At 73.4% G+C, this 14,662-nt stretch carries 15 protein-coding genes and 1 pseudogene; 10 read left to right on the top strand and 6 right to left on the bottom strand.

The genetic code is table 11. From position 1 onward, the window contains the following. Nucleotides 1-579: 579 nt before the first annotated feature. Both KO717_RS25715 and KO717_RS25720 read right to left on the bottom strand, forming a co-directional pair. Nucleotides 580-2,016 carry a PLP-dependent aminotransferase family protein gene (locus tag KO717_RS25715; RefSeq protein ID WP_301371595.1) on the bottom strand — a complete coding sequence of 479 codons (1,437 nt, stop codon included), beginning with the start codon at nucleotides 2,014-2,016 and terminating at the stop codon, nucleotides 580-582. After that, complete coding sequence (locus KO717_RS25720) at nucleotides 2,013-2,504, bottom strand: MarR family winged helix-turn-helix transcriptional regulator (RefSeq protein ID WP_301371596.1); 492 nt, start codon at nucleotides 2,502-2,504, stop codon at nucleotides 2,013-2,015. The genes KO717_RS25715 and KO717_RS25720 overlap by 4 nt, the downstream gene beginning before the upstream one ends. A 70-nt stretch (nucleotides 2,505-2,574) precedes the next feature. Here KO717_RS25720 and KO717_RS25725 point away from each other — a divergent pair. Continuing rightward, nucleotides 2,575-3,526, top strand: a pseudogene (locus KO717_RS25725) (alpha/beta fold hydrolase). Here the strand turns inward: KO717_RS25725 and KO717_RS25730 are convergent. Next, nucleotides 3,523-3,894: an ArsC/Spx/MgsR family protein gene (locus KO717_RS25730; protein ID WP_030012990.1), complete on the bottom strand. Its 372-nt coding sequence runs from the start codon at nucleotides 3,892-3,894 to the stop codon at nucleotides 3,523-3,525. The pseudogene KO717_RS25725 and the gene KO717_RS25730 overlap by 4 nt on opposite strands. A 107-nt stretch (nucleotides 3,895-4,001) precedes the next feature. Here KO717_RS25730 and KO717_RS25735 point away from each other — a divergent pair, with 107 nt between their 5' ends. After that, complete coding sequence (locus KO717_RS25735; RefSeq protein WP_030012991.1) at nucleotides 4,002-4,253, top strand: hypothetical protein; 252 nt, start codon at nucleotides 4,002-4,004, stop codon at nucleotides 4,251-4,253. 125 nt (nucleotides 4,254-4,378) lie between these two features. Here the strand turns inward: KO717_RS25735 and KO717_RS25740 are convergent, their stop codons facing one another. After that, the gene (locus KO717_RS25740) at nucleotides 4,379-5,470 is read right to left on the bottom strand and encodes a PP2C family protein-serine/threonine phosphatase (RefSeq protein ID WP_301371597.1); all 1,092 of its coding nucleotides are present in this window, start codon (nucleotides 5,468-5,470) and stop codon (nucleotides 4,379-4,381) included. Nucleotides 5,471-5,604: 134 nt separating this feature from the next. Between KO717_RS25740 and KO717_RS25745 the strand changes: the two genes are divergently transcribed. From KO717_RS25745 to KO717_RS25755, 3 genes are all read left to right on the top strand, one after another. After that, nucleotides 5,605-6,318: a VIT1/CCC1 transporter family protein gene (locus KO717_RS25745; protein ID WP_301374744.1), complete on the top strand. Its 714-nt coding sequence runs from the start codon at nucleotides 5,605-5,607 to the stop codon at nucleotides 6,316-6,318. A 157-nt stretch (nucleotides 6,319-6,475) separates the two neighbouring features. Then, nucleotides 6,476-7,363, top strand: coding sequence for a TIGR01777 family oxidoreductase (locus KO717_RS25750; RefSeq protein ID WP_301371598.1), 888 nt, complete (start codon nucleotides 6,476-6,478; stop codon nucleotides 7,361-7,363). A 156-nt stretch (nucleotides 7,364-7,519) separates the two neighbouring features. Further along, nucleotides 7,520-8,791 (top strand): NAD(P)/FAD-dependent oxidoreductase, encoded by a 1,272-nt coding sequence (locus KO717_RS25755; RefSeq protein WP_301371599.1) that lies wholly within the window; start codon nucleotides 7,520-7,522, stop codon nucleotides 8,789-8,791. Nucleotides 8,792-8,897: 106 nt separating this feature from the next. Here the strand turns inward: KO717_RS25755 and KO717_RS25760 are convergent, their stop codons facing one another. After that, nucleotides 8,898-10,337, bottom strand: a complete 1,440-nt coding sequence (locus KO717_RS25760; protein ID WP_301371600.1) for a regulator — start codon at nucleotides 10,335-10,337, stop codon at nucleotides 8,898-8,900. Nucleotides 10,338-10,510: 173 nt separating this feature from the next. Here KO717_RS25760 and KO717_RS25765 point away from each other — a divergent pair, with 173 nt between their 5' ends. From KO717_RS25765 to KO717_RS25785, 5 genes are all read left to right on the top strand, one after another. Then, nucleotides 10,511-10,831, top strand: a complete 321-nt coding sequence (locus KO717_RS25765) for a hypothetical protein (RefSeq protein WP_301371601.1) — start codon at nucleotides 10,511-10,513, stop codon at nucleotides 10,829-10,831. A gap of 76 nt (nucleotides 10,832-10,907) precedes the next feature. Then, nucleotides 10,908-11,708: a lipoyl(octanoyl) transferase LipB gene (gene lipB / locus KO717_RS25770; protein ID WP_301371602.1), complete on the top strand. Its 801-nt coding sequence runs from the start codon at nucleotides 10,908-10,910 to the stop codon at nucleotides 11,706-11,708. 121 nt (nucleotides 11,709-11,829) lie between these two features. Continuing rightward, nucleotides 11,830-12,783: a lipoyl synthase gene (gene lipA, locus KO717_RS25775; protein ID WP_301371603.1), complete on the top strand. Its 954-nt coding sequence runs from the start codon at nucleotides 11,830-11,832 to the stop codon at nucleotides 12,781-12,783. 289 nt (nucleotides 12,784-13,072) lie between these two features. Then, entirely contained in the window at nucleotides 13,073-13,270 is a 198-nt protein-coding gene (locus KO717_RS25780) for an SCO2195 family GlnR-regulated protein (RefSeq protein WP_030010916.1), read from the top strand. A gap of 10 nt (nucleotides 13,271-13,280) precedes the next feature. After that, nucleotides 13,281-13,979 carry a DUF4191 domain-containing protein gene (locus tag KO717_RS25785; protein ID WP_301371604.1) on the top strand — a complete coding sequence of 233 codons (699 nt, stop codon included), beginning with the start codon at nucleotides 13,281-13,283 and terminating at the stop codon, nucleotides 13,977-13,979. Nucleotides 13,980-14,082: 103 nt separating this feature from the next. Here KO717_RS25785 and KO717_RS25790 read toward each other — a convergent pair whose 3' ends face one another. Next, the gene (locus KO717_RS25790; RefSeq protein WP_301371605.1) at nucleotides 14,083-14,550 is read right to left on the bottom strand and encodes an RDD family protein; all 468 of its coding nucleotides are present in this window, start codon (nucleotides 14,548-14,550) and stop codon (nucleotides 14,083-14,085) included. Between the last annotated feature and the right edge of the window lie 112 nt (nucleotides 14,551-14,662).

Below are 14,662 nucleotides of genomic sequence, written 5' to 3' on the forward strand. Positions count from 1 at the left end.
CCGTGAGCTTGTGGGGTGATGCTCGCGTTGACCCGTCTCCACGACGGAATAGCCGAGGTGTGGGCCCCTACCGGCCGTCGGACGCGGTCAGGGAGAAGCGCGTAGCGATCTGGGGCGGCCTATGTCCAGCCCCGGACGGTCGTCGGTCGCACAGCGAGCGCGGGACCGGGGCCGTGGGCGGCCTATGTCCAGCCCAGGACGGGATGGAGACGCTGAGACGTCGGGAGCGCGTAGCGATTGGATGCGCTTCCCCCGACGCGGGCCCTGGTCTGTGATGGGCCCCGCCTCTCGGTCGTGGCTCTTCGCGCCCGACCGGGTCGCGCTTCTCTGGCCGCCCCGGTGGTCTCTTGTCGGCCGGCCCGTTCCTTTGGGGGCTTCCCGGCAGTCTTTCGTTTCTCCGGGGCGGGACGGTCGGTCAAGGGTGGAGCGCAGCGACATCGCGTAGCGACGCGACCGAAGGGAGCGCCCTTGAGGGAGCGGCCCGGCACGGAGGGACGATGGGACTGACGGGAAACCCCCATACGCATCCCTGATTCCGACCGAGCAGATCCCGACTACCCGCACCCCCGCCCCGCTTCGTCAGATTCTGATCGAGCAGCTCCCGAAAGCCTCCGCCTCCGCCCCCGCCGCCCCCACCACCCCCGCCAAGACGCCGAGTGCCCGGGTGAACGCCGAGTCCGGGGGTGTCGCGTAGCCGACCACCAGGCCCTCGCGGGGTGGGGCCGGGTCGGCCGGGTGCTGGTAGGACGACAGGCCGTCCAGGGCCAGGCCCGCGGCGTGGGCCGCCGCGAGGGCGGGGGATTCCCGGCCCGGGGGGAGCTCCAGTACGGCGTGCAGGCCGGCCGAGATGCCCGTCACCCGGACCTCCGGGGCGCGTGCCGCCAGGACGGCGGCCAGTTGGTCGCGGCGGTTCCGGTAGCGCAGGCGCATCCGGCGCACGTGGCGGTCGTAGGCCCCGCACTCGATGAAGTCGGCCAGCGCCAGCTGGTCCAGCGTGCTCGCCCAGGACTCCCGCAGCCCCTTCGCGGCCAGCACCTGGTCACGCAGCTGGTCGGGGAGGACCAGCCAGCCCAGGCGCAGCGCGGGGGAGAGGCTCTTGCTCAGCGAGCCCGCGTACACCACGTGTTCGGGGGCCAGTCCCTGCAGCGCGCCGACCGGTTTGCGGTCGTAGCGGAACTCCCCGTCGTAGTCGTCCTCCACGATCACGCCGTCGGTGCCGCGGGCCCACTCCACCGCGGCGGCCCGCCGTGCGGGCAGCAGGCGGCCGCCGGTCGGGAACTGGTGCGCCGGTGTGAGCAATAACGTACGGGCCCGGGAGGGGAGTTCCTCCCCCAGCCGGGCGCCGTCCTCGTCGACGGGCACGGGGTGCGGGTGGACCCCCGCGGCCTGCAGGATGCCGTGGTGGAAGGGGAGCCCGTACGCCTCTACGGCCCAGTCGCGGGGCCGGACGGACGACAGGAGCCGCAGTCCGTTGGCGAAGCCGGAGCAGATCACGATGTTCTCGGGGCCGCAGCGCACGCCCCGCGCCCGGGACAGGTAGCCGGCCAGGGCCCGCCGCAGTTCGGGCCGGCCCTGCGGATCGCCCGGCCCGAAGGCCTCGGTGGGCGCCTCGGCCAGGGCCCGGCGGGCGCTGGCGGCCCAGGCGGCGCGCGGGAAGGAGGCGGGGTCGGGCTTGCCCTGGAGCAGGTCGTGGCGGGGCCGGTCGGGCGCGGGCCCGGCCGGGGCGGCCGGTGTGTCGGCGGTCGCGACCCCCTCGGCGACCTGGGTGCCGGAACCCTGCCGCGCCGTGAACCAGCCCTCGGCGACCAGCTCGGCGTACGCGTCCGCGACGGCGTTGCGGGCCAGCCCGAGGTCGGCGGCCAGCGTCCGGTACGGCGGCAGCCGGGTCCCGCCGGCCAGTCGGCCGCTGCGCACTGCGCTGCGCAGGGCCTGGGCGAGGGCGGTGCGCCGGGCGCCTTCGGCGGGGAGTTCCAGGTGCAGGTCGGCGCCGCCGGGTCCCTGGTCGGGAGTGGTCATGGGCGCGGCTCCGATGTGAAGACGGCGTGGGTGGCCGTCAGGAAGCGGCGTACGGTCTCCCGTTCGGCGGGGTCGAAGGAGTCGAGCACCTGGAGCACCCCGTCGATCAGCGGCCCGAAGAACTCCCGGCCCAGACGGATCGCCGCCGGCTCGACGCGCAGCAGGATCCGGCGCCGGTCGTGGTCGTCGCGGATCCGTGCGACGTGGCCGAGCCGTTCGAGCCGGTCGATCACGGCGGTGGTGCCGGCGGAGTTGAGGCCGAGCCGGGCGCCGAGCAGGCCCGCGGTGGCCGGTTCGTCCGCGCGGGCCGCGTCGAGCAGGCAGACCAGGGCGCGTACGTCGGTGGGGTGCATGCCGTTGCGGGCGGCGAAGTCGGCCTGGCGCAGACCGAACTCGACGGTGACCGCGCGCAGGAGGTGCACCAGTCGGAGGTTGTCGGGTTCCTCGGGTTCGGGTTCCCGGTGGTCCGGATTTCTGTCGTCGTCCATGGCGTCGCCCCCTGGCGGAATCTCTCGTCGAGCGAGATTATCGCCTGGCGAGATATCGGATGTGCGTGGGATGGGTGAGGCATTGGGTGAGGCATCGGATGAGGGATCGGGCGAGGGATCGGAGCCGCGCAGGTACCGGACGTCTGCCTTCCGCGCTGCCTACGACGCGGTGCTCGGCCGGTGGCCCGGACCCGTCGAGGCCGTCGACCTGACCACCCCGTACGGGGTCACCCGCGTCAACCGCTGCGGCCCGGCCGACGCGCCACCGCTGGTGCTGCTGCCCGGCGGCGGGTCCACTTCCACCGTGTGGGGCGCCTGCGTCGCCGCCGGAGCGGCCCGCGCCCACCGGGTGCACGCCGTGGACCTGGTGGGGGACCCGGGGCTGAGCGTTCCGGCGCCCGACCGGGCGATCCGGACCGCCGAGGACCTGGTCGGCTGGCTCGACGCGGTCCTCGACGCGGTCCTCGACGGGCCGGGCCCGCACGGGCATGTGACCCTCGCCGGGCACTCGTACGGGGCCTGGATCGCCGCCCACTACGCCGCCCGCCGCCCGGCCCGGCTCGGCCGCCTGGTGCTGCTCGACCCGACCCAGGTCTTCGCGGGACTGCGCCCGGGCTACGTGCTGCGCGCGCTGCCCATGCTGGTGCGGCCCACCCCGGAGCGGATCCGCTCCTTCCTCGCCTGGGAGACCCGTGGGGTCGCGCTCGATCCGGCCTGGCTGCGGCTGCAGGAGGAGAGCGCCGGCTTCCCCGCCGTCCGGCCGGTCACCGGGCCGCGCCCGGACCTGGCCGGACTCGCGCAGCCCTCGGGTGCGGGCCCGCAGGTCGACGTCCTGTTCGCCGGGCTCGCCCGCTGCCACGACTCCGACCGTGCGGCCCGGGCAGCGCGCGAGGCGCTGCCCGGGCGCGCGTGTCGGCGTACTGCCCGGGGTCCCGCACCACGCGCTGCCGCTGACGGCCGCCGCGGAGATCGCCCGGCTCTTCCAGCGGGTGTCCCGCCCTGACCGGCAAGACACCCCCTAGCCCTTGCGGGACAGGGCCTCGCGGACGGCCTCCTCGGAGCGGCCGACCACGGCCGTGCCGTCCTCGGCGGTGATGATCGGGCGCTGGATGAGCTTCGGGTGAGCGGCCAGGTGGGCGATCCAGAGCCCGCGCGCCGCGTCGGTCTCCTCGCGCGGCAGGTCCCGTACGCCGGTCTCCTTGGCCAGGGGGTCGGAGGTGCGCGTGATGTCCCACGGCTCCAGCCCGAGCCGGCCGAGCACCTCGCGGATCTCGTCCTCGGAGGGGACGTCCTCCAGGTAGCGGCGCACGGTGTAGTCGGCGCCCTCCGCGTCCAGCAGGGTCAGGGCGCTGCGGCACTTGGAACAGGCGGGATTGATCCAGATCTCCATGGCCGCAACCCTACCCAGGGTCCGTCTGGCCAGGGGCTTTTGTCAGTGGTCCCCGGTAAAATCGAGGAAGAACGACAGGAAGCCAACTACCGTTTGGGAGGCTGTAGATGGCCACTGCCACCACCGTCCAGCACGTCAAGAAGAAGCCGCTGCCGGCGGGGCTGCCCCGCGAGTGGTACGAGAGCCACAACCGCCGTCTGAAGGCGATGCGGCTGGCGATATCCCTGCTCGACTCGGGGACGTACGACGCCCGCCGCGCCACCAACCGGAAGATCCGGACGATGGCCGTCCGGACGGGGATCCACCGGCCGTCGAACGTCACCTGCAAGATGGTGCGCGCGTTCATCATGGAGTCGTAGGCGCGTCAGGCGTCAGGCGTCAGACGTCATGCGTCAGGCGGCTGTTTTCGGGTGTCGGTCGCCGGTCGTGGTCGCTACGGCTGTCACTCACCGCATGACAGGGGGTTCCGGCCGGCCGGAACCCCCTACGCCGCCGGTTCCTGTCCGTCCAGGGACAGCAGCAGCAGGGCCACGTCGTCGTTCGGGCCGCCTTTCGTGAAGGCCGCGAGGTCCCGCCACACCGCCCCGAGCAGGCCCGCCGGGTCCCGCGCCAGTACGGGTACCCGGGCGGCCAGCGGGTAGAAGTGCCCCGTCGCGTCACGGGCCTCCGTCACGCCGTCGGTGTGCAGCAGCAGCTGGTCCCCGGGGCGCACCGCCAGCTCCGTCACCGGCGGCGGGGCCGGACCGGCGAGCCCCAGACCCAGGGGCGGCCCCGGGTCGACGATCACTTCCTCCACCGCAGATCCGCGGACCCGCAGGGCCGACGGATGCCCGCACGACACGATCCGTACGACGTCCAGCCCGGGCGGGAACTCCAGCAGCACGGCCGTGGCGAACAGTTCCGGATGCTCGACCGACGCGGCCGCCGCGTCCGCCACCAGCCGCCGGTCCAGCCGGGCCACGACCGCCCCGAGCCCGGCGTCGTCGATCACGGCCTCGCGGAAGGCCCCGAGCAGCGCCCCCACCGTGGCGACCGCCGCCAGCCCGTGTCCCTGGACGTCCCCGAGCAGCGCCCGTACCCCGTACGGTCCGGCCCGTACGTCGTACAGGTCGCCGCCGACCAGCGTGCCGCGCTGTGCCGCCCGGTACAGGCCCGAGCAGCGCACCGGACCCACCCGTTCCGGAACCGGCGGGAGGACCGCGAGCTGGGCCGCCTCCGCCACCGTCCGTACGCTGACCAGCTGCGCGTCCCGGCGCTGGCGGACCCAGGCGATCACCACACTGAGCACCCCGACGGCGGCCACCGTGGCCAGGTCCGTGCCCCGGGCATTGGCGACACCGAGCGAGTGGACCCCCAGCAGGAGGAGGACGATGCCGGCGAAGACCGCGGTCCCGGCCGCCCCGTACGCGAAGGCGGCCACCGGGGGCAGACCGGCCAGGAAGAACCCGAGCTCCGCGCCCGGGGTGACCGCCTGGGCCAGGACCAGCACGACCAGGGCCGCCGCGGGCGCGATCCGGGCCCAGCGCGGCGGCGGCTCGCCGCGCAGCCATCCCGGCTCCTGACGTCGGCGTCTCACCCCTCCACCCTGGTACGGGGGCCGGGCCCGCGCACCCCGGACCGGCCCGCCGGGTGGCCTTGTACGCCCCGGGCCGCGACAGTGGGGGCGTGACGGCAAGCGAAGGTGCTGGGAAACGGCCCAGCCGGGCGCACATCGAGGCGCACGGCGAGGGCGACGGCTCGCAGAGCGCGGAGATCAGCACGCGGCTCAACTGGCTGCGCGCGGGTGTGCTCGGCGCCAACGACGGGATCATCTCCACCGCGGGCCTGGTGGTCGGTATGGCGGGGGCCACCACCTCGCGCGCGGCGATCCTGGCGGCGGGCGTCGCCGGGCTGCTGGCGGGCTCGCTGTCGATGGCGGCGGGGGAGTACGTCTCCGTCAGCTCCCAGCGGGACTCCGAACGGGCGGCGCTCGATCTGGAACGCCGGGAACTGGCCGAGGAGCCGGAGGCGGAGCTCGACGAACTCACCGACCTGCTCGCCGGGCGGGGGCTGAGCCGGGACGTGGCGCGGGAGGCCGCCGAGCAGCTGACGGAGCGGGACGCGCTGCGGGCCCATGCCCGGGTGGAGCTCGGGATCAACCCCGACGAGCTGGCCAACCCGTGGCACGCGGCCTTCGCCAGCCTCGTCGCCTTCACGGTGGGGGCGCTGCTGCCGCTGCTGGCGATCATCCTGCCGGGGCCGTCGCAGCGGGTGCCGGTGACGGTGGTGGCGGTGCTGGCGGCGCTGACGTTGTGCGGGGTGATCAGTGCGCGGCTGGGCGGGGCGCCGCTGCCGAGGGCGGTCGCCCGCAACGTCCTGGGCGGCGCGCTGGCCATGGCCGTGACCTACGCGGTCGGCACCTGGCTCGGCACCACGACCGCCTGAACCGGGCTCCGCCCGGCCCCAGGGCTCCGCCCCGGACCCCGCGCCTCAAACGCCGGCGGGGCTGGAATCTCAGCCCCGCCGGCGTTTGAGGCGCGGGCGCGGAGCGCCGTGCGGTGACGTCTGCGGAAGTCGCGCAGCGACCCGGCAGGATGGGGGCATGCGCATTGCTGTCACCGGGGCGACCGGGCTCATCGGAAGTGCACTCGTGCGGTCCCTGCGGGCGGACCGGCACGAGGTGGTGCGGTTCGTGCGGCGGGAGCCCGTCGGCGCGGACGAGGCGCGGTGGGATCCGGCGCGCGGGTACGTGGACCCTGCCGGGCTGGCCGGCTGCGGGGCCGTCGTGCACCTGGCCGGGGCCGGGGTCGGGGACCACCGGTGGACCGCCGCGTACAAGAGGGAGATCCGCGACAGCCGGGTGCTCGGCACCGCCGCGCTCGCGCACGCCCTCGCCGCCCTCGACGAGCCGCCCGCCGTGCTCGTCAGCGGTTCGGCCGTCGGCTACTACGGGGACACCGGCGACCGGGCCGTCGACGAGAGCGCCCCGGCCGGGCAGGGGTTCCTGCCCTCGGTCTGCGTGGAGTGGGAGGCGGCCGCCGCCCCCGCCCGGGAGGCCGGGATCCGGACCGCGTTCGCCCGTACGGGACTGGTCGTCGCCCGCGAGGGCGGGGCCTGGGGGCGGATGTTCCCGATCTTCCGCGCCGGCATCGGCGGCCGGCTCGGCAACGGCCGCCAGTACTGGTCGTACATCTCCCTCCGGGACGAGATCGCGGCCCTGCGGCACATCATCGACACCCCGGGCCTGTCCGGCCCGGTCAACCTGACCGCCCCGGAGCCGCTGACCAACCGCCAGGTCACCGAGGCCATGGCCCGGGTGCTGCACCGGCCCGCGCTGCTGCCCGTACCGGCCGTGGCCCTGCGCGTCGTACTGGGGGAGTTCTCCGGGGACGTGCTGGGCAGTCAGCGGGCCCGGCCCGCCCGGCTGCTGGAGTCCGGCTTCGTCTTCCGCGACCCCGGCATCGAGCAGGCGATCCGCGCCGCGCTCTGAGATCCGCGTGCGACCACCGTGCGACCGTTCGTGACCCACATGCGACCGCTGTGCGACCGGAGTTGACCGCAATACCCCGCCGAACTCGGGTTCCCCTTGAGCCGGTTGGGGGAAGGAGGATCCCCACACAGCCGCGCCGACCTCGGGGAGGGGCACGTGCTCAGCAGCGCACACCATGCCGCACACCATGCGGACGTCGTCATCGTAGGAGCCGGAGTCTCAGGACTCGCGGCAGCGCAGCACCTGATCGCGGCCGGAGTCACGGTCACCGTCCTGGAAGCCGCGGACGATCCCGGCGGGCGGATGGCCACCGAGTCCGCCGACGGGTTCCGGCTGGACCGGATCGGCCAGCTGCTCAACACCGCGTACACGGAGCTCGAACGCACGCCGGGCCTGCGGGCCCTGGCCCTGCGCCCCTTCGCACCGGGCGTCCTCGTCCACACCGACGGGAAGCAGCTGCGGGTCGGGGTCCTCACCCCGGCCCGGGCCCTGGCCAGCGGCTCCCTCGACCAGGCCCGGATCGGCGCCGCCCTCGGCCGGCTCGCCACCCTGCCCGAGGAGAAGCTGCTCGCCCGTCCCGAACGCACCGCGCACGCCGCCCTGCGCTCCCGCGGGCTGCCCGCGCGCACCCTGAACGGAGCACTCCGCCCCCTGCTCGCCACCCTGCTGCGCGACCCGGAGCTCACCACCTCCAGCCGGGTCGCCGACCTCGCCCTGCGCACCTTCGCCCGCGGCCGCCTCGCCGTGCCCGAAGGCGGCGCGGCGGCCCTGCCCGGCCTGCTCGCCGCCGCCCTGCCGCCCGGCACCGTGCGGACCGGGGTCCGGGTCCGGTCGGTGGCGACCAACCTGGTCACCACCGAGGAGCACGGCGACTTCCGCTGCCGTTCCGTCCTGCTGGCCACCGGGGCCCGCGCCGCCGCCGAGCTCCTGCCCGGCCTGCGCGTGCCCGCCTTCCACGAGGTCACCGTCCTGCACCACGCCACCACCGCACCCCTGTCCCGGGACGGCTCGCTGCTCCTGGACGGGGACCCCAGGTGGCCCGTCTCCCACACGGCCGTGATGAGCGCGGTCGACCCGACCCGGGCCCCGGCCGGCCGGAGCCTGGTCACCACCACCGTGCTCGGGCCGCCGCCACCCGCGCGCACGGTCGCCTCACGGCTGGCCCGGCTCTACGACACCCCCACCCGCGAGTGGGAACTGCTGGCCGTCCACCACACCCCGGAGGCGGTCCCCGCGATGCCCCCGCCGCACGACATGCAGCGTCCCGTACGGGTACTGGCCGGGCTGTACGTGTGCGGTGACCACCGCGACACCAACACCGTCCAGGGGGCCCTGCACTCGGCCCGCCGCGCCGCCGGCGCCGTCCTGCGCGACTTCGGAATCCCGCTCCCGGTCGCCCCGGAGCCCGCACTTCCGGTGGCGGCCTGAGAACCACCACCGACACAGGGGCCCGGTCCCGTCACAGGACCGGGCCCCTGCCGCACGTCCCCGGGCGCTTCAGGACACGGCAAGACGCCTCGGGGCGCGCGGCACCTCAGGACAGGGCGGCCACGCGGTCCCGGTAGGTCCGCACGGCCGAGGCGTCCCGGTACGGCTCCAGCCGCCGCTCGAAGTCCCGTACGTACTCCACCGCCCGCACGGACCGCATCTCCATCGCCTGCTGCGCCGCCTCCGCGCCCAGCGCGCACGCCTGGTCCAGCTCGCCCAGCCCCAGCCGGGCCGTGGCCAGCACCACCCGGCAGAACAGCCGGGAGCGCGCGTACGCCGGTCCCCGCAGCTGCAGGGACCGCTCCGCGTGCTGCGCCGAGGCCCGGTACTGCTGGAGGTCCCGGTGGCAGTGCCCGAACTCGTCCGCCAGCTGCGCCTCGTCGTAGAACCGGGCCCAGTGCGGAACGTCGTCCCCCGGCCGGGCCGCGCCCAGCGCGCGCTCGGCCCGCACCAGGGAGGCGGTCGACGCGCGGACCTCGCCGAGGACCGCGTGTCCGCGTGCCTCCGCCGAGTGGAGCAGCGCCTGCACCACGGGCGGCGGGCCCGAGCCGACGCCCTGCTGGGCCACCCGGGCCAGCTGCACGGCCTCGCGGCCGTGGCCGAGGTAGACCGCCTGCCTGCTCATGGTGACCAGGACGTACGAGCCGTAGGGACGGTCCGCGGCCGCCTGCGCGAGCCGTAGCGCCTGTACGAAGTACCGCTGGGCGAGCCCGTGCGCGGCGATGTCGAAGGAGGTCCAGCCCGCGAGCCGGGTGAGATCGGCCGCGGCCGAGAAGAGCCGCCGCCCGGTGGTCTCGCCGTAGGTCCCGCGGAGCATCGGCTCGGCCTCGTGCTCCAGGTAGCGCACCAGGGCCTGGCGGGCGTGCCCGCCGCCGTAGGCCTGGTCCAGGGTGCGGAACAGCTCGCTCACCGATCTCAGTGCCGCGATGTCCCCGCTGGTGACGCGCTGCCCGGGGCCGCGGTCGATCTGCCGCTGCCGGGGGACCGAGGCCCGCCCCTGCAGCGGGACACGGGCCGCGGCGGGTTCCGCGCCCCGGCCGACCCGCTCGTCGGCCCGCCCGATCAGCCAGTCCCGGCTGGGCACGACCAGTCCGGCCGGGGTGAAGGCGATCTTCCGGAGCTCGGCGTGCGAACCGGAGTCCTTGCGCCACAGCCCGCTCGCGATGTCCACGGCCTCCTCCGGGGTGGCCGCGAACTCCAGCCCGGCGTACACGGGCGCGCAGGCGTCCAGACCCAGGTCCTGGGCGGAGAGCCGGCGTCCGAGGCGGCGCGTGAAGACCTCGGCGATCAGCGCGGGGGTGGTGCCGCGGGGCTGCTGCCCGCGCAGCCATCGGGTCACGGAGGTCTTGTCGTACCGCAGGTCGAGACCGTGCTCCAGGCCGAGCTGGTCGACGCGGCGGGCGAGACCGGCGTTGGAGAACCCGGCTTCCGCGATCAGCGCCGCGAGCTGCCGGTTGGGGACGCGCTGGGCAGGTCGTTCCGTCATCGGCTCCACGGTTTCCTGACGTGACGGACCGGAGTCCCGGCCCTGTGAACGGCGTGAATGTAGCGGCGAACTTCGCCGATGCCGCCCTCTCTGCCCCACATTCATCCGATCGTGTGCAGAATGCGTAGGACCCTTTACGGACCGGACCCCTCCGCCCGCGTACGCTGCGGCCCATGACCCCTCGGCCCCACGGGGCGCACCTCCCCGAGGAGCGAACCGAATCCACAGTCCCGCTGTCCCCGCCCGAACTGACCGAGGCGGAGTGCCGGCGCTGCGGCACCTACATCGCGGGGCTCGACGGCCGGTACGCGTGCGGGGTGTGCGGCTGGGTCAACGACCACTCGGAGGGCCACCGGCGGCTGCCGCGCGCGGACGAGGACCCGGACCGGCCGCTCAAAGGGCGGCGCCGGCCGAAGCAGCTGCCGGGGCCCCCGCCGGAGCCCGCTTCCGAGCCTGCGCCGGAGCCCCTCCAGGAGCACGCGCCGGGGTCCTGAAACGGCTCGCGCGGGTCGCCGTACTCTTGCTCGGTGAGGTACGTGCACACAGCAGGTTCAATGAGGAGGCGCTGCGGTGGCTGAGCTTGGGTTTGTCCATCTGGGCTTCGGAACGGAATCCGTCGAGTACACCCAGGCCTGGGAAGAACAGCGCAGGGTGCACGCGGCCCGCTTCGCGGACGAGATCGAGGACACCTGCCTGCTGCTGGAGCACCTGCCGGTCTACACGGCGGGCCGGCGCACCGACCCCAGCGAGCGCCCGCTCGACGGCACCCCCGTCGTCGACGTGGACCGCGGCGGCAAGATCACCTGGCACGGCCCGGGCCAGCTGGTCGGCTACCCGATCATGAAGCTGCCCCGCCCCGTGGACGTCGTCGCCCACGTCCGCCGCCTCGAAGAGGCCCTGATCCGCACGGCCGCCGAGTTCGGCCTGGAGACCACCCGGGTCGAGGGCCGCTCCGGTGTCTGGGTGCTGGGCGACCCCGTCGAGGAGCGCCCCATGATCGGCGGCCTCTCGCTGGAGCTCGACCCCCGGCTGGCCGATGAGGAGTTCGACCCGCGGCTGAACGGCCCCGAGTACGCCCCGTCCAACGCCGGCCAGCGCCGCGAGGACCGCAAGCTCGCCGCCATCGGCATCCGCGTCGCCAAGGGCGTCACGATGCACGGTTTCGCGATCAACGTGAACCCGGACAGCACCTGGTTCGACCGGATCATCCCCTGCGGTATCCGGGACGCCGGTGTGACCTCGCTCTCGTACGAACTGGGCCGGGAGATCACCATCGCAGAGGTGCTTCCGGTGGCCGAACGGCACCTGAAGGACGTACTGGAGCACGCGGAGCCGAAGCCCCGCGAGATAGAGCCGGCCGTGGGCTCCTAGCCTTCTGGCCCAGCCCCGGGAATGAGACCGGCCGCTCGCAGGTTGGCCGACGTAAGAGCGTATGAAATTACGGGCGTACCCTGGTGGGCGCCCGAACAATCGAAGTCACAGGGAGCCGGTCGTGTCCGCAGTCGCACCCGACGGACGCAAGATGCTGCGCCTGGAGGTCCGTAACGCCCAGACCCCCATCGAGCGCAAGCCCGAGTGGATCAAGACCCGGGCGAAGATGGGTCCCGAGTACACCAAGATGCAGGCCCTGGTGAAGGGCGAAGGACTGCACACGGTGTGCCAGGAGGCCGGTTGTCCCAACATCTACGAATGCTGGGAGGACCGCGAGGCCACCTTCCTCATCGGTGGTGACCAGTGCACCCGGCGCTGTGACTTCTGCCAGATCGACACGGGCAAGCCCGAGGCGCTGGACCGCGACGAGCCGCGGCGCGTCGGCGAGTCCGTGGTCACGATGGACCTGAACTACGCCACCATCACGGGCGTCGCGCGCGACGACCTGGCCGACGGCGGCGCCTGGCTGTACGCGGAGACCGTGCGCCAGATCCACCAGCAGACGGCGGGCCGCGAGTCCGGCCACACCAAGGTCGAGCTGCTGGCCCCCGACTTCAACGCGGTCCCGGAGCTGCTGGAGGAGGTCTTCGCCTCCCGCCCCGAGGTCTTCGCGCACAACGTCGAGACGGTGCCGCGCATCTTCAAGCGGATCCGCCCCGGCTTCCGCTACGAGCGCTCGCTCGACGTGATCACCAAGGCCCGCGCCTACGGCCTGGTGACGAAGTCGAACCTGATCCTCGGCATGGGCGAGGAGCGCGAGGAGGTCTCGCAGGCCCTGAAGGACCTGCACGAGGCCGGCTGCGAGCTCATCACCATCACGCAGTACCTGCGGCCCTCGCCGCGGCACCACCCCGTCGAGCGCTGGGTGAAGCCGGCCGAGTTCGTGGAGCTGGCGAAGGAGGCCGAGGAGATCGGCTACTCCGGAGTGATGTCCGGCCCGCTGGTCCGCTCGTCCTACCGTGCGGGTCGCCTCTACCAGCAGGCGATGGAGAAGCGCAGCGGAGCCGTGGCGTAGGTTGCGGGTCCGTCCGGGAGAACCGGACGCGAGCGCCCGTCCGCTCGTCCGTGACGCGAGCGTGTGAAGTCGCGCACAAAGCGTTACTAGTGGGTAACACCGCATCGACGCGGCCCCTAGGCTCTTCCCTGAGGAAGAGTCCGGCGGGCCGCGTCAGTGTTTGCAACGTGTCAATCACATTTGACCGACCGGTCACGCCCTGGTAACACCAGTCAGTGACGCTTGGTCCACGCACCGCACACACCGCTCGCACCGCACAGAGGCGAGCATCGTGAAAGGGATCGACATCATGCAGGCCGCGCCCGTACGCGCCATTGCCATCCCGACCCTCTCCGACGCCTTCCGGGGCATTGAGTCCCTGCTGATGAGCGGGGCCCGCCGCAACGCCTGGACGGCGGTCCTGGAGGACCGCAAGAGGGCCAAGGACCGGGTCGAAACCGAACATGTACTTGAGGCCGCGGCTACCCGAACCCCGCAGGCCACGTAAACTTCGCTTTATGGCGAGGAAGTCAAACGCAGAGACTGCTGCGAACCCCGGGCGACTGAAGCAGATCGCCCTGACGTACAAGATGACGCGCAAGGCGGACCCGAAGGTCGGTCTGATCGTCGCAGGCGTGGGCATCGTCACCTTCGGTGTCTTTCTCGCGATCGGCTTCCTGGCCGGGCTTGAGCTCTACCTGGGCATCCTGGGATTCCTGGTGGCGTTCCTCGCGATGGCGATCGTCTTCGGGCGGCGGGCCGAGCGGGCTGCCTTCGGGCAGATGGAAGGTCAGCCGGGAGCGGCCGCGGCCGTACTGGACAACGTGGGACGGGGCTGGACGACCACCCCTGCCATCGCGATGACCCGGCAGCAGGACATCGTCCACCGCGCCGTCGGCAAGGCTGGCGTCGTGCTGATCGCCGAGGGCAACCCGAACCGGGTGAAGCCGCTGCTCGCGAACGAGAAGAAGAAGCTGGCCCGGATCATGCCGGACGTACCGGTGCACGACTTCATCGTGGGTACGGGCGAGGGCGAGGTGCCGCTCAAAAAGGTGCGCACCACCCTGCTCAAGCTGCCGCGCGTGCTGGCCGGCCCGCAGATCACCGAGGTCAACGACAAGCTGCGCGCCATGGGTGATCTCATGAGCAACATGCCGCTGCCGAAGGGCCCCATGCCGAAGGGCATGAAGATGCCGCGCGGCGGAAAGATGCGCTGACCAGGTCACCTGATTTTCGTATACGACACAGGGGTGCCCCCGAGCCCGCAGGCTCGGGGGCACCCCTGTGTCGTACGCGTTCCCCGCGGTCCTGGACGCGGTCCTAGATGCGGACCTGGACGGCGCGGGCCAGCCGGTCGTGGAGGCCGCGGCCGTCGCGGTCCCAGATCAGCGCCGGGACGACCAGGGCCAGCAGCAGCGTGCGCAGGACCACCCGGACGATGCCGAGGCGGTCGCCGGACTCCGAAATCACCCGGAGGCCCAGGATCCGCTTGCCGGGGGTGAAGCCCACGGTGCCGACCGTCAGGATGGTGAAGGCCACGAAGAGCGCGAGGGTCCAGTTACCCGCCGCGGCCAGGTTGCCGCCGGTGATCAGCCCGTAGGCAATCAGCTGGCAGGCGATCCAGTCGATCACGACGGCGCCGAGCCGGCGCCCGAAGCGGGCCACCGAGCCGGGCCCCTGCTGGGGCAGGCCGAGCCGCTGACCCGGATAGCCGAAGTCGACACCCATCTCCTCGGCGGCCGCGCGGGGGCCGGAGAGCCAGGATCCGATTGCCTGTCTGTTGTCCACCCGAACACGGTACCCGTGGCGCCGCACGGCCCTCCGGCCGGACCCTGGTTAACTTGTGCGAAACAAATGGGTCATGCTTGGGAAATCCCGTCTGCTTATGGTCGGGTCAGCG

It is taken from the genome of Streptomyces xanthophaeus (assembly GCF_030440515.1).
In the GTDB taxonomy this organism is placed as follows: domain Bacteria; phylum Actinomycetota; class Actinomycetes; order Streptomycetales; family Streptomycetaceae; genus Streptomyces; species Streptomyces kutzneri.

Bases quoted from the DNA above. Each gene is read 5' to 3' on its own strand.
- KO717_RS25715 (WP_301371595.1), bottom strand. From the start codon at position 2,016: ATGACCACTCCCGACCAGGGACCCGGCGGCGCCGACCTGCACCTGGAA.
- KO717_RS25720 (WP_301371596.1), bottom strand. From the start codon at position 2,504: ATGGACGACGACAGAAATCCGGACCACCGGGAACCCGAACCCGAGGAA.
- KO717_RS25730 (WP_030012990.1), bottom strand. From the start codon at position 3,894: ATGGAGATCTGGATCAATCCCGCCTGTTCCAAGTGCCGCAGCGCCCTG.
- KO717_RS25735 (WP_030012991.1), top strand. From the start codon at position 4,002: ATGGCCACTGCCACCACCGTCCAGCACGTCAAGAAGAAGCCGCTGCCG.
- KO717_RS25750 (WP_301371598.1), top strand. From the start codon at position 6,476: ATGCGCATTGCTGTCACCGGGGCGACCGGGCTCATCGGAAGTGCACTC.
- KO717_RS25760 (WP_301371600.1), bottom strand. From the start codon at position 10,337: ATGACGGAACGACCTGCCCAGCGCGTCCCCAACCGGCAGCTCGCGGCG.
- KO717_RS25765 (WP_301371601.1), top strand. From the start codon at position 10,511: ATGACCCCTCGGCCCCACGGGGCGCACCTCCCCGAGGAGCGAACCGAA.
- KO717_RS25780 (WP_030010916.1), top strand. From the start codon at position 13,073: ATGCAGGCCGCGCCCGTACGCGCCATTGCCATCCCGACCCTCTCCGAC.
- KO717_RS25785 (WP_301371604.1), top strand. From the start codon at position 13,281: ATGGCGAGGAAGTCAAACGCAGAGACTGCTGCGAACCCCGGGCGACTG.